Here is a 23,627-nt window from a genome sequence, read left to right as displayed (position 1 = left end):
GCAGCAGACAACTCATAGTCTAACCTATTTCAGCCTCCAGCTTGCGTCCGCCAATCCATACTCCGCGGAGATTCAGCTCACCATCCAGCAGCAGGATGTCGCCGCGTTTGCCTGCCTCCAGCGACCCGATAGACCGCTGCATGCCAAGCGACACCGCCGGGGTAAGGCTGGCTGCCTGCGAGGCTTCCTGCAGGCTGAGGCCGACCTCCTGAACCAGGTAGCGGAAGCCGCGGATCATGGTCAATGTACTGCCGGCCAGAGATTCGGGATGCTCCTTCAGCGTAGCGATTCCGCCGCTCACAATAACGGGCAAATCGCCGATGGCGTATTCTCCGTCGCTGAGTCCGGTTGCTGACATGGCGTCTGTGATCAGCAGCAGATTGTGTTCGTTCTTGAGCCGGGTAATAATGCTGATTGCTGCCGGATGAACATGAATGCCGTCAGCAATAACCTCCGCACGGATCCGCGGATCGAATAGGACAGCACCTGCGGTTCCCGGCTTGCGGTGATGCAGCGGCGTCATGGCATTGAACATGTGCACAGCCTGGTTTAGGCCGGCATCTGCAGCGGCAATAACCTCTTCGAACGAGGCATCCGTATGGCCGAGAGCTGCCGTAATCCCGTGCTTACGCAGCCACTGGATGGCATCCTGTGCCCCTTCGCGTTCCGGGGCCAGTGTAACCTGGCGGATCATCCCCGGATAACGGCCCTCCCATTCCTCCAGCCATAATATATTCGCCGGAACAATATGTTCGGGATTCTGGGCTCCGGGCCATTTCGGGCTGATGAACGGGCCTTCCAGATGCACGCCTGCCAGCTGGGCATAAGGCATGCCGCCGTCAGCATTACGATAAGCATCCACTTCCGACAGTACACGGTCGATGTCAGCCTTGGCAGCGGTCATTGTCGTGGCCAGCATAGACGTTGTGCCTTGTGAAGCATGGAAGCGGGTAATGGTGTTCAGAGAATCGGCATCGCTGTACATGAAATCGTAACCGGCTCCACCATGCACATGCACATCAACAAATCCGGGAATCAGCAGTCCTTCCGGCTCAGATGAAGTCCCCGCCTTCCAATTAGCATAAGCTGCCGGAAGCCAGGCGGCCTCTCCGGCATATTGGATCAGGCCTTCCGAAACGGCAATTACACCCTTTTGGATGACCCCCTCAGGAGTAAGTACTTTGCCGTACAGCAGTTCCCCGGTTGAGCTATTTATTTCAGCCATTTTGCTGCTCCTTCATCAAGCAGGACCACAACATTCGGATGGCTCTGCAGCAGCGAGGCAGGACATTGGGTCGTAATTGGACCCTCCAGCGCATTTTTTACCGCTTCCGCTTTCTCTTCCCCGCGTACCAGCAGCACAATCTGCTTGGCTTTGAGAATACCTCCGATGCCCATCGTTACGGCCTGCCGCGGCACATCCTCGAGCTTATCGAAGAAGCGGGCGTTGGCTTCCAGCGTTTCCTCCAGCAGGTCAACGACATGCGTCCCACTGCTGAGGCTGGCATCCGGCTCATTGAAGCCGATATGGCCATTGCTGCCGATGCCGAGAATCTGCAGATCCACAGGACCGTTATCCTCCAGCATCCGGTCATAAGCCAGACATTCGGCATCCAGATCCGGAGCATTCCCGTTCGGGACATGGGTACGGGCCAGGTCAATATCGATATGGTTGAACAGATGCTCATTCATGAAGCTGCGGTAGCTCTGCGGATGATCGACCGGTAGGCCGACATATTCATCCAGGTTATAGGAAGACGCTTTGGCGAAGCTGACGATGCCCTTGCGGTGCATTTCCACCAGCTTCCCGTACACGCCGACAGGAGAGCTTCCGGTAGCCAGACCCAGCACGGCTTTGGGATTGCTCTGCAGCAGGCTGGCAATCAGGTTCGCCCCGGTTACTGCGAAATCTTCTTCGTTCTGGAATTTCAAAATATTCATTACGATTGTCCTCCCCGTTTATGACGGTAGTGTTGTACATTCAGATAAGACTGCTCCAGCTTGGGAATGAAATCCCCGAACCGGGTGCTGACCATGCCGGTGAACAGGATGTCAATGATATGCAGCTGGGCAATTCTTGAGGCCATGTCGCCGCGCCGCATGCCCTGCTCAAGTGAGGATGAGAACAGCGGGATATCGGCCAGTGTTGCCAGTGTGCTGCTTCCATATGAGGTTAATGAGACCGTGGCCGCGCCGCTTGCCGCAGCACAGGTTAACGCATCGATCGTCTCCGGGGTTTCACCCGAATAAGAGACTGCAAACGCGACATCACCGGCAGCGAGCGAAGAAGCGGAAGTAATCTGCATATGCGAATCGGCAAAAGCAGTGCAGTTCACGCCGATGCGGATCAGCTTCTGATAGAAATCCTGGGCGACAATGGATGAGGTTGCCATCCCGTACAGATCGACCCGCCGTGCCCGGCAGAGCAGATCGATCACGCTCTGCAGCCGTCCGAGATCAAGCAGCGAGGTGGTATCCCGGATGGAGGCCAGATGATTAGCCTGCATCGCCTCGACAATGAACGGCAGCGGATTGCCGGCTACGATATCCTGGTAAGAGGAGCCGCCGTCCTGCGGCGAAGCGTCGCTATGGGCGAGCTCAGCCGCCAGCTTGACTTTGAAATCAGGGAAACCTTTGAAATGCAGCACCTTGCAGAACCGCGTAATGGTTGCCGGGCTGATGCCGCACTCTTCGGCAAGATCCGTAATACCCATATGGACGATCTCTCCCGGGGAAGCCAGGATACGTTCCGCCAGCTTGCGCTCCATTTGTGACAGCTTGGGCTTGTCATGCTCCAGGGCATGCAGGATTGGAGACAAGTACTCACCTTCTTTTCTTTGAAATCATACAGGTTGTTTGTGTTTAGGGTGACGCTGCTTACTATGATTGTCGAATGGATGGGAAGCAGACTCGAAATAGTGTTCTGAAATTATTTTAGTTAATATGTTGATAATTAAGAAAATTATTTTCATGTTTAGAATAAATCAAATCGCCCAAGGATGCAATAGTGAGTTTGCCCTAAGTGCGCAGAAATACGCTAGCCTGAGGCGCGTCTGCTGGAGAGGTGCCAGCCGGGGACGCTCCAGCGAGAAGCGCGCCTGCGGGAGATGCGTTTGACGGAGACGCGCCTGCTGGGGAACGTGCCGATCGGAAATGCACCTGCCGTGGCGTACCTAGTGGTAGAGTTGCTTGCCGGAGGGGCGTTTGCTGGAGAGGGGTCTGCGGGAGATGCGCTTGCTGGAGACACGCCTGCTGGGAACGTGCAGATCAGAAATGCACCTGCCGTGGAGTACCTAGTGGTAGAGTTGCTTGCCGGAGGGGCGTCTGCTGGAAAGGGGCCTTCTGAAGGCGAATGCTGGAGATGCGCTGATCGGAGGGGCGCCGGCTAGAAATGTGCCGATCGGAAATGCGTCTGCTGGGGACACGCCCGCCCGCCGGGAAATTAGTTGGATAATCGTCATTTAAACCAGTCTGCTTCTGCTCTTTTGTTGAATTTAATTGGATTTATGTTAATTAATTCTACCCCTATCCTCGTCGTTTGCTATTTGAGTAAAATTAAGTGTTGTTATTCCAACTGTGATGCTGCAAACAGGATTTATTCTAATATTAGATGACGTTTTTCCACTTAATTCTCCTTTGCAGGCAGAGGGCAACAGTGAGGGGAGGCTGAATGTACGTTTGTGCTAACAATTGCGGCGGATGGGGCAAACCGGAAAATCAAAAGCCGCAATCTGCGTGCTTGAGGTCACTCACGCAGATTGCGGCTTTTCTAATTAGTGTGTTTATTTGGTTAATCGGGTTGTGCGCGTTTTGCTGGAAGGTTGTCTGCCGCGCAGCAGCTCCCAGAGGATGAAAGCGAGAATGAGCAGCTGCGGCACAAAGGTCTCCCAGGTCGGATACAAGCCGAGCCAGCCGATAGAGGGGAGGCTGCTCTCCGCATGTGCCGGTATTTTGCCGGCCACTTGGAGTGCATGGATGCTCTCGCCGAGGAACCGGAATACGAGATAATAGATCAGCACTGTGGCGGTGCGGAAGAAGGCGGCAACCGGCAGTCTGGCGCTCAGGGCAATGATTGCGTAGCCCAGAACGATCAATACTGCAAGTGCACCGCCTATTCCCAGCAGCAGCCGGGAAGTGGCGATAGCAGGTGCCATGCCTGCATAGAAGATGGTTGTTTCCGCTCCTTCCCGCAAGACCGCAAGTGCAGCGATGAAGAACAGATACCATAGATTGCCCTTGGCAAGCGCACCCTGCATCTGGCGGTCCACATACTTATTCCATGCAGCCGTACTGGATTTGCCGTGCAGCCAGCGGCCAACGGTGAGCATCATGACCACGGCGACCAGCCCGGCAATACCTTCGATCAGCTCACGTGCTCCCCCGGAGGCTGCCTGCGAGATGGTATAGGTCAGCAACACGGCGAGGCCGATGCTTCCGGCCAGCCCCGCCGCAGCCCCGGACCAGACCCAGCGCCGGGCTGCGGGTTCTGCTTCTCTGCGCAGATAAGCGAGCAGAGCGGCGAGCACAAGAATCGCCTCCAGTCCCTCACGCAGCAGAATCAGTGCCGCATCCCACGCAGTATACGTCTGTTCTCCGGCCAGCGGAGTCAGCTCGGTGAGCATATTGTCCATGATCTCCTGTGCTTCGGCAAGCTTCGGAGGATCGGAGAGCAGATAGCCGGTGACGGCGGTGCTTTCATTCTCAATGTTGGCATAGACCTTAGGCGAGGCAAGCTGCACAGCGCCTTCTGCCGAAGGCCAGGCTGTGATGAATTGCTCCATTACCTCAGCTGCCGCCGGGCTGTCTCCGGCTTCGGCAGAGGCTGAAGCTTTGTTCAGGTAGCTGATCAGCCCTTCAATGGAGGCGGGCTCCGCCGTCGCGGTACCGGTATCGACCGCCTTGCCCTCGCTATAACCGGACAGCAGCGTAACCAGCGCCTCGGCTTCCGCCAGCGCAGCTTCTTCGCGGAGCGGCTCGGCCTGCAGCGCAATGCGCAGCAGGCTCATCTTCGTCTCCAGCAGGCCGTAGACGGCGGGATTGTCCCCGCGGATGCCGCGCTCCGCCGGCGTCCAGCCGTTCACGACGGCGCGGTAGGCTTCCGCCGCCGCCGTCCAGTCGGCGCTGCGCGCCGCATCCCGCGTGCGCTCCGCCGCGGGCAGCAGCTTCGCCGCCGCTGCGCGCCCGGCGGCGCCTGTGTCACCGCCGCCTCCGCCTGCAGCGGCGGTGACGTACGCGTCCACGCTTCTGGCGAGCGTGGACAGGGCGGCCTTGGCGTGCGCTCCGCCGCCGGCCGCAAGGGCCTGCGCCGCGGCTGCCAGCGCGGCGTCGACCTCTGCTGCCGGACCGGCAAGTGCCGGGTCCGGCGTGCTTTCGTTCGCGCTGCGCCACAGCACCGCGAACGATTCCACATCGGCTGCCGCCGCATCCCAGCGGCTCTGGCCGGCCTCTACAAGCGCGCTGCCTACGGGCGGCAGCAGCTCATCCAGCGGCGCGCCTGACGCAGAAGCCGGCGCGCCGGGCAGCAGCAGAAGCAGGCAGATCAGCAGCAGCGCTGCCCTGATCTGCCGCCATGGACTGATTTTAACCGTTATGATCATCGGGATCATTCCCTTCGCGAATAAGCATGCTATTATCTTTCTTCTATAGAAGGCGGACTTAAGTGTTGCGTGTGAAGCGTGGTTGTCACTGCAGTGAACATTGGGACTTCGGGGCGGCAGCAGTTGTTGCTCCTGATTCTCGGCCAACAATCCTGCACGAAATACAACATTTCTTTTAAAATATTGCCCCTAAACTAAAATTGTTGTATGAAATGCAGCATTCCACCGGTTCCAGGCTGGTAAACGAAGCGATTGTTGTATTTCATACAACAATCCGTCCAAATAGGCAGGAAACTCGGTATTCGGGTTGTATTCCATACAACATTTTGCCTGATTCCGTTTGCCGCCGCGCCAGTTGCCAGCCGCCCCTCCATTTACTCAATCCCGCCGCTGCTCCGTTTCTTTCCGCGATTTCCGCGACACACATCCTGTTCTGAAATCTCCTGTCTGCTCCGGATTATTTGTTCGTGATCGTTTGTCCCACATCTCGTTCATCCTGCAATTTCCGAAACACACATCCTGTTCACAGATCTCCAGTCTGCTCCGGATTATTTGTTCGTGACGTTCGTCCCACATCTCGTTCATCCTGCAATTTCCCCGTCCCACATCCTGTTCTCAAATCTCCAGTCTGCTCCGGATTATTTGTTCTTGATCGTTCGTCCCACATCTCGTTCGTCCCACATCTCGTTCATCCCGCTGATTCTGGTCACGCTGAACAACCTTTGGCACCCGGATGTATCCGGCGCCAAATTTCAGCGTCAATTCCTCACGCTGAATCCGGGCAATGCTTCCAAAGTACGTCACCCCAGCAGCGTCTCTCCAATATATCCGCCTTCCCGTACACCGGGGAAGCAGGCGAATACGGCGCTGCCGGTATGGACCATATATTCATTCAGCCGGTCATTCTTCGAGAGGCGCTGCTGGATGCTCACGAACTGCTTCATCAGGTCCTTCTGGAAGCTGATGAATACCAGTCCTGCATCCAGCTGTCCGGTCTTGAGATCCATGCCGCTGGAATAGGAGTAGGAGCGGCGCAGCATTTTGACCGAGCCGTCCCCGTGGGCGAGGGCCGAATGGGAATCCGGCGGGATGACAGGCTTGCCGCTGGCATCAGCCGCTTCGAGATTCAGCTCAGCGAACTCATCCCGGGCGCCGATCGGGGCGCCGCTCTGCCGGTGCCGCCCGAACGTTGCTTCCTGATCGCTCAGGGTAGAGCGGTCCCAGACCTCAATGCGAAAGCGTACCCGGCGCAGAGCGAGATACGTGCCGCCGTTCATCCAGGCGGGGCCATCGGCGCTTCCGCTCCAGACGACACTTCGCATCTCGGCTTCATCAGTGACGTCGGGATTGCCCGTGCCGTCCTTGAAGCCGAGCAGATTACGGGGTGTGCCGCCTGCCGGATCGGCGCTGCCGGTGCGCTGGAAGCCCTCCTGCGTCCAGCGCAGCACCGCCGTGCCCCGGGCGATGCGGGCCAGATTGCGGATGGCATGGAACGCCACCTGCAGATCGTCAGCGCAGGCCTGCACACAGAGGTCGCCGCCACACCACTGGGGCTCCAGGCTGTCTCCCGTAAATGCCGGGAGATCGGAGAAGGAGGCGGGCCGCTTAGCAGCCAGTCCGAACCTGTCGTCAAAGAAGGCAGGACCCGCACCGAAGGTAAGCGTGCATTTGGAAGGAGTAAGGCCATCTGCCTCACCAGTGTCGGCTGGCGGAAGATTGGGATTGTCGTTCACGCTGCCGATCAGCGTACCGGAAGTAAGGGCAGCGGCCGCTGCAGTCCAGGCTTCCAGCAGTTTCTGGACGTCACTGAGCTTGGTTGTCGTCAGGTCAAACGCAGCGAAGCACAGGAAATTCTGCGCAGGTGTAGTGATTCCCGCCTGATGATTCCCGTAGAATGGAATAATGTCTGTTCCCGTGTGTTGCGGGGAAGCGCCTGCCTGGCCCGCCTGCCCTGCGGCTTTGCGTGCCGCCAGAATGCCGCCCATCCCGCCGCCGCCGAGCAGAAGCCCGAGGCTGGAGGCGCCTGTAAGCCGCAACATATCGCGGCGGCTTAGTTTTTTATCGAATAATAGCTGTTCCTTGGAATCTTCCTTTGGCAGTTCGTTCTCCGTACCGGCGTTTCCCCAGGAAGGCTTGTCTTTCTTCTTCATACCGGTCACACTCCCAGAATAGTTCCCATGTTGGATAGAGGCTCAGCTAAGGCGTCCAGATTCTGGCTAAGCTTGCGGACCTCATCCTCTTTCAACGTTTCGTAGGAAACGTAGCCGTCACCGGATTTGAACGGCGCCAGCTCATTCAGCAGTGCAGTGAACCGTTCACCAATCGTTTGCTCGAGGGCAGGATCTTTTTTGGCCAGCTCGGGTTTCAGCAGCTCATAGATCTTCTGGGCACCTTCCACATTGGCGACAAAATCATACAAATCCGTGTGCGAGTAACGTTCCTCTTCACCGGTTACTTTGGAGGACGATACTTCATTCAGCAGTTCTACAGCTCCGGTAACGAGCAGATTGGCATCAATCTCAGCGGTTTCCACCTTGGCGCGCAGCAGCTGCGCATCTTTTAGTAAACGGTCCGCAACATCGGTCATGCCATCCGTAGTATTGTTCTGCCAAAGGGCTTGTTCAATCTTATGGAAGCCGCGCCAGTCGGCAGCGTCAACATCGTTCTCACGGGCATCAATGTTCGGGTCCAGATCTCCGAGCGCTTCAGCGATGGGTTCAATCCGTTCATAATACATGCGTGCCGGAGCATACAGCGCTTTGGCATCTTCAAGCTTGCCTGCTTTCACCGCATCGGTGAAGCCTTCGGTCTGTTTCACGAATTCGTCGCATTGTTCAATTACATATTTCCGGTACTCATCGATGGCTGTGGTGAAATCCGCCGTAGTGGCAGCAGTTGAATCTGCAGTTGCAGATGGTGAGCTGGTTGCCCCATTACCCGTCTGGGCTGCAGCATTATTCCCGGAGGTATTGCTGTTATTGCCGTTGTTGCCATTATTATTGTTGTCATTGCTTGCACAGCCGGCAAACAGGAGTGAAGCCGCAAGCAAACCCGCGGGCACTGCATAACCTATCTTCATTCTGTTGGACACCCCTTTTTTTATGTAAATGATAATCGTTATCAATGATGGACCTATCATAAATCTCCCTCCAGTACCTGTCAATAAAAATGTGATAATTATCATATCCATGCTGACTCGCACAAATAAAACACAAAAAAGCCTCCCGGCAGGCGGAAGACGCAGTTCGTTAATTTTAAAACGGTACCGTCCTTTAAACGGACAACGTTACTGTTTCTACTTGATTCCTGCACAGAATACAACAATCTACTCATAACAACGGCCCAAATCAAGAATTGTTGTAAAAAAGGCAGCAATTCCTCTTGTTCCAGCAGATGATAGGGGGAATTCCTGTATTCCGTACAACATTCCTCCCGGACACCCGGGTATTCATGAACCGGAGTTGCACTGCGTACAACATTGTGTAATCACGGAAACTCCTGAAGTCCCTTGGCTCGGCCAGCTCATCTGATTCTATACCGTAGACCGCTCAATAATCCGGTAATCCAGCTTACGGTAGACCGGGTCAGGATTGTCTGAGCTAATCTGTTCATGAATGATACGGAAGGCGGATGCTCCCATCTCATACAAGTGGTTATCTATGGTGGTGATCTCGAGCAGACGGCCGATCGGCTGGTTATCGAAGCCCATGACCGCGAGATCTCCGGGGATGCTGAGACCCGCTTTGCGCGCCTCAATTATCAGTCCGGCTGCAACATGATCTCCGGTAATAATCATGGCTTCAGGCCGCTCCGGCATCTCCAGCAGCGAGCGTGCCACGGCCGCCCCGTCTTCCTCCGTAGTGCAGTCGTAGATCATCCATTCCTCCTGAAAATCCAGCTTGTGCTCAGCAATGAATTCGCGAAAAGCAGTCTGCCGGATGGAGGCGCTGCTGCCGTTCTGCCTGCCTTCGCAATAGCCGATGGAGCGGTAGCCTTTGCCCGTCAAGTACTGCAGCCCCTGCCGGAAAGCCGCATAATGCTCAATATATACAGAGGAATAGCGGCGCTGCCCGCTGTCCTGGCAGGTTACAACCGGACCGTATGCGGTATACTCTTCAATGACTTCCGGCTTCAGTGCAGTCGATACAATGACCACACCGTCGATTTCTTTGTTGCGCAGCATCTCCAGAACTTTAATCTCTTCTTCTGCTAAATAATTGCTCTGGCACAGAATCAGCCGGTATTGCGCGAGCAGTGCCTCATGAGCAAGGCCATTCATAATAATGGAGAAATAAAAAGCATTAATATACGGAAGAATCACCGCCACTGCTCCGGTACGGCCGGTAATCAGATGGACGGCATTCATATTTCGGGTGTAGTTTAACTGCTCAATCGTATCGAGGACGGCGGCTCTTTTGTCTTTGCTGACATAAGGATGATTATTCAGCACCCGCGAGACGGTCGTTACGGAAACTCCGGCAATCCGGGCGATTTCTTTAATATTAGCCATGGCGTATGCTGCCCCCCGAGTCAGAATTGGAATGGTTTTATTTTACCATAGAAATTTTCACATTTTCGCATATAAAAAAGCTTGCTATGGAATCCATTTCATAAATTACACTGGGGTTGTTAGCAGCCTTACCGGATTAAGCCGGCGTGACCGAAAGGGCGTGACGGACCGGTAAAGTTTGCGGCTTCACGCTGCGGGCGGACGGAGTTCCAGCAACATTTTTTTGCCTAAGCATTACTTAGCAGCGTGTTTTCTATAGACTTTGCCCAAACGGATGCCGCCTTAACGCCCAAGGAGCTGCAGCCGTTTTTTGTACGCCCCGGTGAGGAGCGCCAGGTTTGTCCACGCTCCACATTTGTCCCCGCCCAAATTAATGCTGCAACAGCACCATTAACTGCCACCCTACATAGTATGGTTTGACTGTATCCCTTTACCTTGTTATACCAAACAAACCCAGAGCAAGGAGGGGTGACACCATTGAAAGGGAACGAACATCATAGCAAATTTCTGTTGACGCATCGTGAGCGCGAAGTATTCGAGCTTCTAGTGCAGGACAAAACTACACGGGATATTGCAGGACTGTTATTCATTAGCGAAAAAACCGTCCGCAACCACATTTCCAACGTCATGCAAAAATTAAACGTAAAAGGCCGTTCGCAAGCGGTTGTCGAGCTGATCAAGCTTGGGGAGCTGAAAATATAGCTGCCGTGCTTCAGAGGTGATGCGTTTAAGCCTTCTCTTATCCTTCGGGGTGAGGGGAGGTTTTTTGTTGCTTGAATTTTTGTAATGTGAAAAGTGAATGAAATCACAATCTATTTTTGCCGGAGTGGTAAATTAAAGCTATCAAGTAAATCCGGGGGGATCTGTTATGACCAGATATGAACAGCAAAGAAACTTTCTGAAATCTAATTTTCATGAATTCAAGCATATCAAAACAGATAAGATTAAGGGAATTGCCCAGCCGCCAATTGTTAAGTCTTTTGATTCAAAATCACCAATTATTGATCTGCCGAAGGCCAGCAAAAATGTGGTAAGAAAAGGGAGTATATTTGATTGTATTGAGCAAAGAAGAAGTACACGCTTCTATTCTGCCGACACTTTGAGTCTGGAGGAGTTGTCCTATTTATTATGGGCTACCCAAGGGATTACCGGGATAAGCAAGAACGGGCTTACGCTGCGGACCGTGCCCTGCAGTGGGGCGACACACACCTTGGAAACCTATTTAATGATTATGCGGGTAGAGGGCGTTCGGCAGGGGATCTACAGATACCTTCCAGTGGAGCATAAGCTCTTGTTTATGTTTGAATTAGATCAGCTTGAACAGAAGATTGATGCGATTACTTTGGATCAGCCCTTTGTCCCTAACTTTGCCCGCAAAGCTTCTGTGCTGTTTGCCTGGAGTACCACGCCCTACCGCTCCGAATGGAAGTATGATATTTCTGCCCACAAAAAAATCCTCATCGATGTAGGACATGTCTGCCAGAACCTCTATTTAGCCAGTGAATCCATCGGTGCAGGTGCCTGCGCCATTGGCATCTATGATCAGAAGCTAATTGATGAGGTATTGGAGTTAGACGGTGATGAGGAATTTGTTATCTATCTTGGCGCAGTGGGGAAGAAGCGGGAGTAGGAGCCTTGGTGGGAAATTGAAAGTATAGCTGACATCTTCTGAGGCGAGCGTTAAACCTTCCTTTTACCTTTTGGGGTGAGGGAGGGTTATTGTTGTTTAAATTGGTTGTGTTTTTATATACTAAAACAAGAATTGGAAAAACAAAAGGGAGGCACTATTATATCGACTGTATATGTTAAAGTTCGGCATTGGCTCTTTTGGTATGGGGTTTATGGATTCTGTCCTACAAGCTGTAACGATGAAATCACTCTCTATTCTGATAAAGAGCTTAGAAATTTCCTGGGTTATTTTGAGCTTACAACGGAAACATCCCTGAGGTATCTATTGGATCATGAACTAGATAAAACAGAAGATAAAAATTACTGTGAGGAAATTGAAAACTTTTTAAATAGTCAGAAAGTTATTCATTATAGTTACATTTATCCAAGAAATGTAGAGGATGTTTCAGATCAAGTGAGTCACTTTGCCCCCATAAATGAGAATGGCCATAAACCCGTTTACATCGAAATGTGGTCTAAGTTATCAAGATCTTGGGACATTGATCAGCTCAAAATGAGTGTGAGAATACTTGCTAAGGATTTTTTACATATGGAGATTTGTAATGTGGAGCTTTTAGAAGTTCCGACTCACGAGGAGACCAGACTATCATTACAAAATGAATATAAGCCGTTTATTAAGTGATATTGGAGCTGATAAACTATGCCAAATATTAAAAATCTGGATCTAATTACCGCCAAAGTAAATGACTTTACTCTTAATGATCTGAAGTTCATTACGGATTTCAGATATTGGGTTGAAGTGGATACGGTGCAGTTGTTCGATGAATACAATACTCCGATGCTGATGATCAACTTTGTTTTAATGCCTAAAGGGGATAAACCAACATATAAAGTCAGCATTCATTTCAAAAAGGTGGGGAGTCTTCAACTATCTGCCACCGGAACAGTAATCCAGTTAAGCTGGTTTGAGATTTTGAATATTTCGGATAGGGGCTGGGATTCGGTTAAATATCTTGTCAGGGATTTTGAGAATGAGGACCGATTTAAGTTCTATTGCGATGACATTGAAGTCATTGCTATTGAGGAAATCGATTGGATTATTGGTTAGACGTTCTCATAAAGGTAATCAGGGCATTGCAGATATGTTATTTTCACACCGTATTTCCATTAATGTTGTACATATTGCAACTCTGAGGCCTAGATATCCGTGTATTTAATAGGATTGTTGTATAAAATGCAAGAATTGTCCGGTTAAGCCGCCCGGAGGAAGAGAAATCCTGCCTTTTGTACAACATTTTTGGATTATGGCCGAGATGAGTGGGGAAATGTTGTATTTTGTGCAGGATTTTCAAAAGGAATAAGGGAGGTTTGTGAGCCCTTATCGATTCTCAATAATATATTGAAGATAGTCAGCTGCACTCTGGTTGATTACTTCATCACTCGCCTGAAAGGAAGCTCCGAAGACGGCGAAATAGGGTGATGCGATCGCGCCCACATGGATTGCGCTGGCTTTAAACGGTGCTATAACCTCATCTACAGTAAAAGAAACGGAGCCGGCCGGCTGGTAATTTTCTTGCTTATCCCCAATGGACATAGCGATCCCCAGCTTTTTCCCATTCAGCTTATTCCCGTTTGAACCGTACGCCCAGCCGTGAGTGAATACATCGTCCAGCCACTTTTTCAGTAAAGGCGGGTAGCTATACCAATATAAAGGAAATTGAAAAATAATATGGCTGTGTGCTTCGAGTAAACGTTGCTCTTTCTGAACATCAATGCTCCAGTCCGGATACTCCTTGTAAAGCTCATGGACCGTAACTTCCTCTGGATGCTGCAGCAGCTCCTGTTTCCATCTTTTATTTACTCTTGAATTCTCAATATTAGGGTGTGCTAGGATCACAAGGGTTTTCATATTTAATCACCTTTCCGGCGGATATTGGCTTTGTGCAGCTGTTTATATTATTTTGGATGCCTGTAAAAATGTAAATACACACAATAAAGTAACATGGTTACCTCAAAGTGTGCATTGGACTCCGGATCGTTATATGGCATGATAGAAATCATAAGATAAGATAGGCTAAATTAATTAGGGTGTGATGAGGTGGCAGGTATGAAAGAATATTATTTAGGCATAGAAGCAACGCTTGAAATTCTCGGAGGAAAGTGGAAAGCGTTAATCATATGTAATCTAATGTCGGGTAAGAAACGGACAAGTGAATTACAGCGCAGTATCCCGGGCATCTCGCAAAAGGTTCTGATCCAGCAGCTCCGCGAACTTGAAAGGGACGGAATGATCGGCAGACAGGTCTATAATCAAATGCCGCCCAAAGTTGAATATTATATAACGGAATATGGAACCACAGCCAATGGAATTATTGACGTAATGTGTTCCTGGGGCAGAGCCAATATTGCAATCAGACAGCAGCAGGGTGAAGAAGTAATGTTGCTGGAAAATAATCCGAACGATGAGTAAACCTGCGTTGCATCGCTACATAGAATGCCCCCAATTGACAATAGTTTGATATCAAACTATAATTTCTGTATGGAAACTAGAGATGTGATTTCGCTGATCTCCAAAATCAGAGAGAAGGTTAACCGGTTCATTGTCCAAGAGATGGTGAAGCAGGGGCTGGAAGGTATCGGCACCTCTCATGGGGACATTATTTATGCGCTGCTGCAGAAGCCCAGGCTTACAATGGCAGAGATCTCCGCCAGAATTAATAAGGATAAATCGACAGTCACGGCGCTGGTAGATAAGCTGGTCCGGCTTGGCATGGTGACGAAGGAAAGGGAGAAGGAGGACAGCAGGTTTGTGTATGTTGCCCTGACGGGGAAGGGGAGGGAGCTGGAAACGGTTTTTGAGGCGATATCCGCAGACATGCTGGAGCAGTTTTACCTTAATGTCACCGAACAGGAGAAGGAAGCGCTGCTGGGCATTTTAATCAAAATTAATAACAACTTCTAAAAAAATATGCCAAATAGTTTGATATCAAACTATAACTCGAAGGAGGAAATACTTGTGAGAGATTACACGAAAGAATTGCCGCAGCATACGGAGAAATACATCGGAGAGAACGATCTGTATCTGCAGATATTCGTGGGGGAGAAACTCCCGGAAGACGCCGGCCTCCGGCCCCCTTTGCTATTCGTGCATGGTGCCTTTACCGGAAGCTGGATGTGGAGCAAATACATTCCCCATTTTATCCGTGAAGGCTGGACCTGTTATGTCATGAATCTGAGAAGCCATTACAGAAGCCGGGTGCTGGATATGACGGAGATCAGTTTCGCAGATTATCTGGAGGATATAAGGGAGATTATCGCTGAGTGCGGGGCTCCGCCTATTGTGATCGGGTTCAGCATGGGCGGGATTCTGAGCCAGAAGCTGGCGGAAACAGCAGAGCTGGCCGGGCTCGTGCTGATTGATTCAAGTATTAGTAAGGAGGTTCATGACCGGGTGCCTTACCGGGACATAGTCCGGACACAGCCCGGCCTCGTAGTGCCTTCCCCGGTTCGTGAGGAGCTTGTGAGCATAGATGAATCGGCAGAGGATGTAGCTTTTCAAAGAAAGTACCTGACTATGGAATCTGCCAAGGCGTTTAGCGCTTTTTCTTTTCATTATGGTGCAGAGGGAATCCGGGTAGACAGCCGCTCCATTACGTGCCCTTGTCTGGTTATCCATGCTGTTAACAGTGAGGAGGACGACGGCCGCGGCAGAGTCAACGCAGAGCATTTCCATGCGGAATATAAAGGCCTGTGGAACACCACGCATACCGGTCTGCTCGTAGGACAGCGGTATCTGGAAGCTGCGGGGACTGTTCTGGAGTGGCTGAAAAGATTGACACTCGACCCCCCAGGGGGGGATACTACCTGTAAATGTTGAAGATAGTTCTATACGTTAAAATATAGGGTGGGATACTATATTGAATACCAAACCCAAAACTGCGGTCCTTTGGGCGATTCTGGCGGCTGCACTGTATGCAATTAGTACGCCGATATCGAAAGCGCTCCTTAAGGAAATTCCGCCAACGATGATGGCTGCGCTGTTATATCTGGGTGCAGGCATTGGGATGTCGGCTATCGGATGGTTTCGTTCCGGAAGAGAAGCAGTGAGGAGCGAAATGCGGCTGACCAGGCGGGAACTGCCTTTTACAGCCGGGATGGTTGTCTTGGATATCGCCGCTCCTATCCTCCTGATGATCGGACTAACGGTGACTACACCTGCAACGGTCTCACTCCTCAATAACTTTGAGATTGTAGCAACCGCACTAATTGCCCTTCTGCTGTTCAAGGAGTCGATTAATTCGAGATTGTGGCTGGCGATTATCCTCATTACAGCAGCCAGTATGATCCTTTCTGTCGGGGATTTCGGCAGTATCTCATTATCGTGGGGTTCAGTCTTTGTGCTGCTTGCAGCAGTTTGCTGGGGACTTGAGAATAATCTGACCTCCAAGCTGTCCGCCAAAGACCCGTTACAGGTTGTAGTGATCAAAGGGTTCGGTTCAGGGTCAGGCTCACTTATCATCTCACTCATTCTCGGAGAAACTGCAGATCGTATCGGGTATATCTTTGCTGCGTTGCTGCTGGGATTTGTTGCTTATGGACTGAGTATCTATTTGTACATATATGCACAGCGGTATCTTGGAGCGGCGAAGACTAGCGCTTATTATGCTATTTCCCGGTTTATAGGAGTGCTGCTGTCACTGATTATGTATTTCGATTTACCGCCCTTATCGTTTATTGTTGCACTCATCATTATGATTGCTGGTACTTATTTTGCCTCTACGGACCGTAAGGGGACATGAAATAAATAAAAGGCCGCATGAACCGGATGATCCGGTTGCTTGCGGCCTTGTTTGAGTGTGGAGGGTCGATTGTGAAATATAGTTCAATCTATATACATCCGGTTAGATTAATGGAATTTGACGGTCTTGATGCGTGATTCCTGTTCGTAAGTAAGCGGGCTTGGCGTTTGCGGTGTGTGCAGATGGCGTTCTACGCTGTATTCCATTTTCCGGTAGTCTTCTTCTCCAGAAGCCATTCCAGGCTGCCACATTCCGGTTACCCAATTCTTCAGTTCCTTAATTCCTGCCAGCATTGCATTCATCCTCCTTGGCGATGAAATCCGATGGAAAATTAGGGTTTCGATCACTTTTGTTTACGCTTTCATTATAACACGGATCAGTTGAAAATCAATGGTGTGTCCGTGTGAAATAGACAATAAAAGAGTACAAAGTGTGAATTAGAAAGGTTTTGTGCTTTGTGAAGAGATGTGTGTCCGTACGGGGGAGACATAAGGCGAGGGAGAATGGCAAAAGAAAAAGCGACTGCCGGAAATGGCGGTCGCTTGCAGCAAAAAGTTTATTTTATACGTTTCAATGCGGCTTCCTGATCAATAGAACGTCTGGCCAGCATGTCCAGTGTAGCATCATGTACGGTTAATGTTTTGTCTATCCGCTCAAGAGTGTCCCGGGTTGCAATGACTTCAGCATTGACTTCGGATACAGCCTGCTGGATCAGCGGGATCAGCTTCGTATCTTCTTTGATGCTGTCAATATCGGCCTTCATTACGCCCAGCTCAGACTTAACCTCGCTCAGCTCAGACTTGACCGATCCCAGCTCAGACTTGACCTCGCTCAGATCAGACTTGACCGATCCCAGCTCAGACTTGACCTCGCTCAGATCAGACTTAACCGATCCCAGCTCAGACTTAACCTCGGTCAGATCAGACTTGACCGATCCTAGCTCGGACTTGACCTCGCTCAGATCAGACTTGACCCCGCTTAGCTCTAACCGCATGTCTTTAATATCAGATTTGATGCCGGTAAATTCAGACTTTATGCCTGTCACTTCAGTTTTCATTCCCTGTAATTCCGTAAGAATCTGTTGCAAAATCGTATCACTCATCGTCACAGCTCCTCAAATATGGATTACATCAGAAGCGGGCCCTTTGGATTATGTTTAATTATTATAGCATAAGCCGTAGGGACAGGCCGAGGAAAAAGAGCACAGTAGCTTAAGTGCTGCATCCCTGCCTGGCCCGTAGAAAATCTCTAATTGTGAATGTATTTTTGCACTAATAATTGGGATATTTACCAATCCGCAAAGATGCTATATTGATTTTGGTAAGCGGTTGCATAAAAAATATAAAACCGATTTTATGCATCGGCCGATCACAACAAACCGGGAGGAATAAATGATCCATGCCAAAAAAGAAATCGTTTCTGTCCTTAATCTTCACCGCTGTCTTGCTGCTCGCTGTGGCCACACCTATGGTCTCTGCAGCAGCTGAAGAACAGGCGCTGCAGGCGCAAGCACCCGCAGCTGCGGCTGCATCTACGGGTCTTCAATCCTACGTAGATGCCATGCAGCCCGGATGGAATCTGGGGAATTCACTGGATGCGACCGGAGCCGATGAGACTTCCTGGGGCAACCCGGCAGTCACGCAGGCTCTGATCAAGAAGATTGCCGCCCAAGGCTATAAGAGCATCCGGATTCCTGTGACCTGGGATGTACATACCGGAGCGGCTGCCCCGTATACAGTGGATGCGGCCTATCTGTCCCGTGTCCAGCAGGTTGTCGATTGGGCTGTAGCAGAGAATCTGTATGTCATGATCAACGTTCACCATGATTCCTGGCTGTGGATCAGCAAAATGGAGCAGCAGCATGACCTGGTGCTGGCCCGCTATAAGGCGGTCTGGACGCAGATTGCGAACCGCTTCAAGGGATATTCCACCAAGCTGATGTTCGAGAGCGTCAATGAGCCGCGTTTCACCGATGGCGGAACAACGGATGAAGCGAAGGCGATTCAGATGCTGGATGAGCTGAATGTGGCTTTCCATGGCATTGTCAGAGCCTCCGGCGGGAATAATGCCACCCGTCCGCTGGTGCTATCCACACTGGAAGCCTCGCCGACGCAGACCCGGATGGATGCACTTTACCAGACCATCACCAAGCTGAACGACTCCAATCTGATCGCGACCGTTCACTATTACGGGTTCTGGCCGTTTAGTGTCAATATTGCCGGTTATACCAGGTTCGAGACCGATACCCAGAATGATATCGTGACTACCTTCAATAATGTCTATAATACCTTTACCGCCAAAGGCATTCCCGTTATTGTTGGCGAGTATGGGCTGCTCGGTTTTGACAAGAATACAGGTGTGATCGAACAGGGCGAGAAGCTGAAGTTTTTCGAATATCTGGCTTATTACCTGAAGTCCAAGCAAATTACACCGATGCTGTGGGACAATGGCCAGCATTTCGGCCGCACGTCCTTCCAGTGGTCCGATCCGCTGCTCTACAATATGATGAAGGCCAGCTGGACCAGCCGCTCGTCCACAGCTGAAAGCGATCTCATTAATCTGAAAAAGGGTGCTGCAGCCAAGGATGTGACGGTGAAGCTGAACCTGAACGGCAATACGCTTACTTCGATTCTGAACGGCAGCCAGCAGCTGGTGTCGGGAACGGATTATACTCTAAGCGGTGACCAGCTGACGTTCAAAGCAGCGAAGCTTACCAGTCTGATTTCTTCCGGCAATCTCGGTGTCAATGCTGTATTGACTGCCCGCTTCAACAAAGGCGCGGACTGGAATTTTAATGTGATTCTCTATAATACGCCAAAGTTAAGCAACGCGCAGGGAACTACCACTGCTTTTAAAATACCGACTACGTTTAATGGGGATACCCTGGCTACTATGGAAGCTGTGTATGCCTCGGGAGGCAATGCCGGTCCGCAAAACTGGACGCCGTACAAGGAATTCGCTTATACGTTTACGCCTTCCTACAGCACGGGCGAGATTAGTCTGCTTCCGGCTTTTTTCAATGAAGTGAATAATGGTGATGTAATCCTGAAGTTCCATTTCTGGAGCGGCGAAGTCGTGAATTACAAGATCACCAAGAACGGAACGAGCGTTACTGGTACGACGATGTAGATGCAGCACAAGCAGAAGATGTACATTAGCCTTCTTTTATCCTGCGGGATGGAAGAAGGCTTTTTATTGCGGCAGCGTTAAATATCCAAGAAAATCTTGGGGATACTATTCCAAACGAACTGGGAGGGGGGGAATCTATGGATCCGGATGCACAGAATATTCCTACACTGCGGCATATTCTGGATGAATTTGATCAGTGTGCGGATCTCAGCCACCGGAGCTTTCCTGAACTGGCCGTTGATATTGTATATTTCCCGCATACGGTGGATAAGGAGCTGTTCATCCAGGAAATACTTATTCCCTTTGACCGGCTCCCGGCGGATGAAATCGATAAGCTGTTCCAGCAATCCCAATTTGTCAGAGCGGAGGAATCTAAGGCCGCCGTTATCAGCATACTGGAGGGCTGTGTTGCTGTTTTTCACCGGGAAGCCGTTTATTTGCTGGATGCTTACGGCCCGGAAGTTCGCAGTGTGCAGCAGTCCGAAACCGAGACGGTGATTGCCGGTCCCCATGATGCTTTTGTGGAATCCGCCTCTACGAATCTTAGCTTAATCCGCCGCCGGATCAAAAGCTCACATCTGAAAATTATCAAATGTGAAATCGGAGAAATCTCCAAGACAAATGTGTACATCCTGTATATCAAGGATATTGCCAATCAGAAGTATGTTCAGGATCTGCAGAACCGGATTAACCGGATTGAGACGGATGCGATTAATGACGGCGGGACGCTGACCCAATTTATTGAGGACATGCCGAATTCGGTGTTCCCGCAGTTTCTGACTACGGAAAGACCTGATGTGGCCGTGTCGAAGCTGGTAGCCGGGCGGATTATTACGATTATTGACAATAGCCCGACAGCGCTCAGCGCGCCCTCATCCTTTTTTGAATTCTTCTCTTCACCGGATGATTACTATCAACGCTGGGCGCTGGGGACAGCACTGCGGCTGCTCCGGTTTCTGGCCCTTGTCATCACGATCTCCTTCACTGCGATGTATGTGTCGGTGACCACCTTTCATTATGAGATGATTCCGGAAGCGCTGCTCAGAACCTTGGCAGAGTCACGGAACCGGGTGCCGTTTCCGCCTGTATATGAAGCGCTGCTGATGGAAATTATGATCGAACTGCTGCGGGAAGCCGGAGCGCGCCTGCCGACCAAGATTGGACAAACCATCGGGATCGTAGGCGGTATTGTTATCGGACAGGCTGCGGTGCAGGCCGGGCTGACCAGTAATGTGCTTATCATCGCAGTAGCTTCATCTGCTATTGCCTCCTTTGTGATTCCGAGCTACATGATGAGCGCCTCCATCCGCCTGATCCGCTTCGGGATTATTATACTCACCGGAATATGGGGCAATATGGGACTGGTAATGGGGATAGCCCTGATCGTAATTCATTTATCCAGCCTGACCAGCCTGGGCTCATCTTATCTCACGCCTGTCGCTCCAATGAAGACGGGTGACTGGAAGGATGTATTTATCCGCGCGCCCTTCTCGAAGCTGACCAGCCGTCCTTCCCAGAGCAGGACTGCCAATTCCGTCAGGCAAAAAAACAGAAAGCAGGAATAGACTCTATGGCCGGAAAGCTGCGCCCTTTTCATATAGCCGTTCTGATGCATATGACCCAGTCCGGGATTGTAATTTTTATCCTCCCCCGTAATCTGGCCGACTATTTCGGTACCAATGGATGGCTGTTTCTGGTGCCGTGCATCGTAGTCTCTACTTTCAATATCTATTTAATTTCCCTGGTCTTCCGGCTGGGTCAGGGGAGGTCTGTGTTTGAAATTATGGAGCAGTCTATTCCGAGGCTGGCGCTGTATCCCTTTTATTGCGGACTGGCTTCGGTCTGGCTCGTTTTTGGCTGCATGATCGGCAAGAAATACGTGCTCATCTTTCAAATGCTGTCCTTCCCGACAACCAACCCCATGGTATTCAAGCTTGCAGTGGATGTTCTGGCCTTTCTGATGATTACCAAAGGAATCTATTCGATATCTAAAGCGGCAACTCTGTTCTTCTGGCTTAGCGCATGGATGTACCTGCTCATGCTGTGGTTCTTTCCGGCGTTCCGCTGGGAACGGATGACTCCGTTTATTCTGAAAGGCGGACATGACCAGTTCAAAGGCGGGCTGGAGATTTATTCCGCTTATCTGGGCTACGAATTATCCATATTGTTATTTCCTTACATGGATAAGAATAAAAAGGCAATGGCAGGTGTTCATGCGGGAAATCTCTATTTATCCTTGCTCTATCTCTCGCTGGCGATCATTTGCTTCGGATTCTTCAGTCTGGGGCAATTGAAGAAGCTGCTCTATCCCTTGCTTGATCTGCTGGCCTATATCCAGTTTCCGTTTATCGAGAGGCTGGAGAATCTGCTGTACGGCCTGTTTCTGTTCCCGGTTCTGGTTACGGTCGTGATGTATTGGTGGGCGGCACAGGAGTCGGTGCGAAGAATGCTTCCCAAGCTGAAGTCATCCTTGCTCACCTTCCTGCTGACCGGTATCTCCTATGGCATCTCTTTTGTTCCGAAGACTCTGGATGAGGTGGGGGTCTGGATCACTAATCTGGGATACGCGGTGACCGGGACCGCATTCGGCTTCCCTATACTATTGCTTCTGCTGCTGCTGATTCAGCGGAAAGGAGGCGGGGTCCGTGCCTAGACAGCTTAATTGTATTGCCCGGTTGTTCCTTCTCTTGGTTCTGCTTCCTCTGCTTCTGACCGGCTGCAGAAGCGACGAACGAATTCTTGAGAAGCTGGGTATGGTGCAGACGACGAGTTATGATCTTGCGGAGAATAACAGACTCAGAGTCACCTCATGTGTCCCGGTTATAGATCCGGATTCCAGTGTACGCAGAGAACTGCTGTCTACCGTCACAGACAGCATTAAGTCAGCCAGAATAACCTTCTCCAGACAGACGGATTTGACGGTCGTCAGCGGCCAGCTCAGAGATGCGTTATTTGGCCTATCCCTGGCGAAGGCCGGGCTGGGGGATTATACTGATACCCTGCTGCGGGATCCTTCTATTGCACTTGGCGTCAAAGTTACGGTGATTAACGGGGATGCCAGTGCAATTCTGGCCAAGGATTACAAGCCTCATACGGATACCGGAAGATATATCAATCATTTGCTGGAGAAAGAGGCGGCCGGCAATTCTATCCCGAATACCACGCTCTATGAATTCTCCAGAGACTATAACGATGATGGTATAGACCCGGTAGCACCGGTCGTCAGGGATGATGGTGACAAAGCCGTTATTGACGGCATTGCCTTATTTCAGGAGGACCGGTATATGATGAAGATTCCAGCCCAGGACGGGATCTTCTTCGGACTGTTCCGCGATGATCTGAGGCAGGGAGAGGCCGCGTTCAATTTGGGGGAAGAGGAAGGCAGACCCGTGGTCGCTATGCTCAGTTCCATCTTGAATTCGCGCAAGGTGAAGGTACAGCATCTGGGCGGCAACCATTTCAAGGTTGACCTCCTGGTAAACATCCAGGGTTCTGTGCTCGAATACACCGGACACCATTATTTGAATAAGGCAGAGGTGCGGCAGGGTCTGGAGCAGGACATCGCTGACAGGATTACAGCTAAAGCGGAAGCCATGGTCCGGCAAATGCAGCAGCATAACGTGGACAGTCTGGGGATTGGAATACAGGTAAGGAACAGTTTAAGTTATAAAGAGTGGAGCCAAATGAATTGGCGGGATGTCTATCCGCAGGTAGAGATAGAATGTCATACCAAGGTGACCATTAAGGATTACGGGAAATACATGTAGGATAATTATTTCAATTTATAAATATACAAAATAGGGCAATGGGTGTAAAATTGCATTACTTAGGCCTTACCGGAGAGCAGAATATCAATGGTAGATAGAGAAACGGGTGCTGCCCTTCCAAGGGAGGCATGAACGTTTCTACTTCTATGCCTGCATGTGAATAAATGCGCATGGACCTCAGGCCTGGGGGGATTAT

Annotated in this window: 23 protein-coding genes; 12 read left to right on the top strand and 11 right to left on the bottom strand. The window is 50.8% G+C overall.

The annotated features are described in order from the left end of the window. Nucleotides 1-19 precede the first annotated feature (19 nt). The 8 genes from nagA to PBOR_RS28340 all read right to left on the bottom strand — a co-directional run bounded on the left by nagA (nucleotide 20) and on the right by PBOR_RS28340 (nucleotide 10,107). Nucleotides 20-1,225 (bottom strand): N-acetylglucosamine-6-phosphate deacetylase, encoded by a 1,206-nt coding sequence (gene nagA, locus PBOR_RS28380; RefSeq protein WP_042217200.1) that lies wholly within the window; start codon nucleotides 1,223-1,225, stop codon nucleotides 20-22. Continuing rightward, on the bottom strand, nucleotides 1,213-1,941 hold the full coding sequence (gene nagB / locus PBOR_RS28375) for a glucosamine-6-phosphate deaminase (protein ID WP_042220014.1): 729 nt from the start codon (nucleotides 1,939-1,941) through the stop codon (nucleotides 1,213-1,215). Before nagB ends, nagA begins: the two co-directional genes overlap by 13 nt. Further along, nucleotides 1,941-2,819: a MurR/RpiR family transcriptional regulator gene (locus PBOR_RS28370; protein ID WP_042217199.1), complete on the bottom strand. Its 879-nt coding sequence runs from the start codon at nucleotides 2,817-2,819 to the stop codon at nucleotides 1,941-1,943. The genes nagB and PBOR_RS28370 overlap by 1 nt, the downstream gene beginning before the upstream one ends. A 963-nt stretch (nucleotides 2,820-3,782) precedes the next feature. Continuing rightward, nucleotides 3,783-5,606 carry an FTR1 family iron permease gene (locus PBOR_RS28360; RefSeq protein ID WP_081972223.1) on the bottom strand — a complete coding sequence of 608 codons (1,824 nt, stop codon included), beginning with the start codon at nucleotides 5,604-5,606 and terminating at the stop codon, nucleotides 3,783-3,785. A gap of 606 nt (nucleotides 5,607-6,212) precedes the next feature. After that, nucleotides 6,213-6,401 carry a hypothetical protein gene (locus PBOR_RS28355; RefSeq protein ID WP_042217197.1) on the bottom strand — a complete coding sequence of 63 codons (189 nt, stop codon included), beginning with the start codon at nucleotides 6,399-6,401 and terminating at the stop codon, nucleotides 6,213-6,215. Next, nucleotides 6,398-7,747 (bottom strand): iron uptake transporter deferrochelatase/peroxidase subunit, encoded by a 1,350-nt coding sequence (gene efeB, locus PBOR_RS28350; protein ID WP_081972222.1) that lies wholly within the window; start codon nucleotides 7,745-7,747, stop codon nucleotides 6,398-6,400. Before efeB ends, PBOR_RS28355 begins: the two co-directional genes overlap by 4 nt. 5 nt (nucleotides 7,748-7,752) lie before the next feature. Then, the gene (efeO, locus tag PBOR_RS28345; RefSeq protein ID WP_042217195.1) at nucleotides 7,753-8,676 is read right to left on the bottom strand and encodes an iron uptake system protein EfeO; all 924 of its coding nucleotides are present in this window, start codon (nucleotides 8,674-8,676) and stop codon (nucleotides 7,753-7,755) included. Between the two features lie 453 nt (nucleotides 8,677-9,129). After that, on the bottom strand, nucleotides 9,130-10,107 hold the full coding sequence (locus PBOR_RS28340) for a LacI family DNA-binding transcriptional regulator (RefSeq protein WP_042217194.1): 978 nt from the start codon (nucleotides 10,105-10,107) through the stop codon (nucleotides 9,130-9,132). A gap of 477 nt (nucleotides 10,108-10,584) precedes the next feature. On the opposite strand from PBOR_RS28340, the gene PBOR_RS28335 reads away from it, so the two are divergent. The 4 genes from PBOR_RS28335 (at nucleotide 10,585) to PBOR_RS28320 (ending at nucleotide 12,844) form a co-directional block, all read left to right on the top strand. Then, the gene (locus PBOR_RS28335) at nucleotides 10,585-10,809 is read left to right on the top strand and encodes a helix-turn-helix domain-containing protein (protein ID WP_019908812.1); all 225 of its coding nucleotides are present in this window, start codon (nucleotides 10,585-10,587) and stop codon (nucleotides 10,807-10,809) included. Between the two features lie 166 nt (nucleotides 10,810-10,975). Further along, nucleotides 10,976-11,737 (top strand): SagB/ThcOx family dehydrogenase, encoded by a 762-nt coding sequence (locus PBOR_RS28330; protein WP_042217193.1) that lies wholly within the window; start codon nucleotides 10,976-10,978, stop codon nucleotides 11,735-11,737. A 132-nt stretch (nucleotides 11,738-11,869) separates the two neighbouring features. After that, nucleotides 11,870-12,418 (top strand): hypothetical protein, encoded by a 549-nt coding sequence (locus PBOR_RS28325; RefSeq protein WP_157764155.1) that lies wholly within the window; start codon nucleotides 11,870-11,872, stop codon nucleotides 12,416-12,418. 18 nt (nucleotides 12,419-12,436) lie between these two features. After that, complete coding sequence (locus tag PBOR_RS28320; RefSeq protein WP_042217191.1) at nucleotides 12,437-12,844, top strand: hypothetical protein; 408 nt, start codon at nucleotides 12,437-12,439, stop codon at nucleotides 12,842-12,844. Between the two features lie 270 nt (nucleotides 12,845-13,114). Here the strand turns inward: PBOR_RS28320 and PBOR_RS28315 are convergent, their stop codons facing one another. Further along, entirely contained in the window at nucleotides 13,115-13,645 is a 531-nt protein-coding gene (locus tag PBOR_RS28315) for an NAD(P)H-dependent oxidoreductase (RefSeq protein WP_042217190.1), read from the bottom strand. Between the two features lie 198 nt (nucleotides 13,646-13,843). Here PBOR_RS28315 and PBOR_RS28310 point away from each other — a divergent pair, with 198 nt between their 5' ends. The 4 genes from PBOR_RS28310 to PBOR_RS28295 all read left to right on the top strand — a co-directional run bounded on the left by PBOR_RS28310 (nucleotide 13,844) and on the right by PBOR_RS28295 (nucleotide 16,535). Beyond that, the gene (locus PBOR_RS28310) at nucleotides 13,844-14,206 is read left to right on the top strand and encodes a winged helix-turn-helix transcriptional regulator (protein WP_042217189.1); all 363 of its coding nucleotides are present in this window, start codon (nucleotides 13,844-13,846) and stop codon (nucleotides 14,204-14,206) included. 69 nt (nucleotides 14,207-14,275) lie between these two features. Next, nucleotides 14,276-14,698 (top strand): MarR family winged helix-turn-helix transcriptional regulator, encoded by a 423-nt coding sequence (locus tag PBOR_RS28305; protein ID WP_042217188.1) that lies wholly within the window; start codon nucleotides 14,276-14,278, stop codon nucleotides 14,696-14,698. Between the two features lie 54 nt (nucleotides 14,699-14,752). Then, nucleotides 14,753-15,613 (top strand): alpha/beta fold hydrolase, encoded by an 861-nt coding sequence (locus PBOR_RS28300; RefSeq protein WP_042217187.1) that lies wholly within the window; start codon nucleotides 14,753-14,755, stop codon nucleotides 15,611-15,613. A 40-nt stretch (nucleotides 15,614-15,653) separates the two neighbouring features. Then, nucleotides 15,654-16,535 (top strand): DMT family transporter, encoded by an 882-nt coding sequence (locus PBOR_RS28295; RefSeq protein WP_042217186.1) that lies wholly within the window; start codon nucleotides 15,654-15,656, stop codon nucleotides 16,533-16,535. A gap of 107 nt (nucleotides 16,536-16,642) precedes the next feature. Here PBOR_RS28295 and PBOR_RS28290 read toward each other — a convergent pair whose 3' ends face one another. Both PBOR_RS28290 and PBOR_RS28285 read right to left on the bottom strand, forming a co-directional pair. Then, nucleotides 16,643-16,828, bottom strand: coding sequence for a hypothetical protein (locus PBOR_RS28290; protein ID WP_039297739.1), 186 nt, complete (start codon nucleotides 16,826-16,828; stop codon nucleotides 16,643-16,645). Nucleotides 16,829-17,091: 263 nt separating this feature from the next. Continuing rightward, on the bottom strand, nucleotides 17,092-17,637 hold the full coding sequence (locus tag PBOR_RS28285) for a hypothetical protein (protein ID WP_245647929.1): 546 nt from the start codon (nucleotides 17,635-17,637) through the stop codon (nucleotides 17,092-17,094). Between the two features lie 296 nt (nucleotides 17,638-17,933). Between PBOR_RS28285 and PBOR_RS28280 the strand changes: the two genes are divergently transcribed. The 4 genes from PBOR_RS28280 to PBOR_RS28265 all read left to right on the top strand — a co-directional run bounded on the left by PBOR_RS28280 (nucleotide 17,934) and on the right by PBOR_RS28265 (nucleotide 23,431). Continuing rightward, on the top strand, nucleotides 17,934-19,664 hold the full coding sequence (locus PBOR_RS28280) for a cellulase family glycosylhydrolase (RefSeq protein ID WP_042217185.1): 1,731 nt from the start codon (nucleotides 17,934-17,936) through the stop codon (nucleotides 19,662-19,664). Between the two features lie 137 nt (nucleotides 19,665-19,801). Further along, complete coding sequence (locus PBOR_RS28275; RefSeq protein ID WP_042217184.1) at nucleotides 19,802-21,229, top strand: spore germination protein; 1,428 nt, start codon at nucleotides 19,802-19,804, stop codon at nucleotides 21,227-21,229. 5 nt (nucleotides 21,230-21,234) lie between these two features. Further along, a complete protein-coding gene (locus PBOR_RS28270; protein WP_042217183.1) occupies nucleotides 21,235-22,317 on the top strand; it encodes a GerAB/ArcD/ProY family transporter in 1,083 nt (360 codons plus the stop codon). Beyond that, nucleotides 22,310-23,431 carry a Ger(x)C family spore germination protein gene (locus PBOR_RS28265; protein WP_052429674.1) on the top strand — a complete coding sequence of 374 codons (1,122 nt, stop codon included), beginning with the start codon at nucleotides 22,310-22,312 and terminating at the stop codon, nucleotides 23,429-23,431. Before PBOR_RS28270 ends, PBOR_RS28265 begins: the two co-directional genes overlap by 8 nt. Nucleotides 23,432-23,627 lie beyond the last annotated feature (196 nt).

The sequence above is a fragment of the Paenibacillus borealis genome (assembly GCF_000758665.1).
Classification (GTDB): domain Bacteria; phylum Bacillota; class Bacilli; order Paenibacillales; family Paenibacillaceae; genus Paenibacillus_AQ; species Paenibacillus_AQ borealis.
This window is presented reverse-complemented; position numbering and strand designations above follow the sequence as displayed.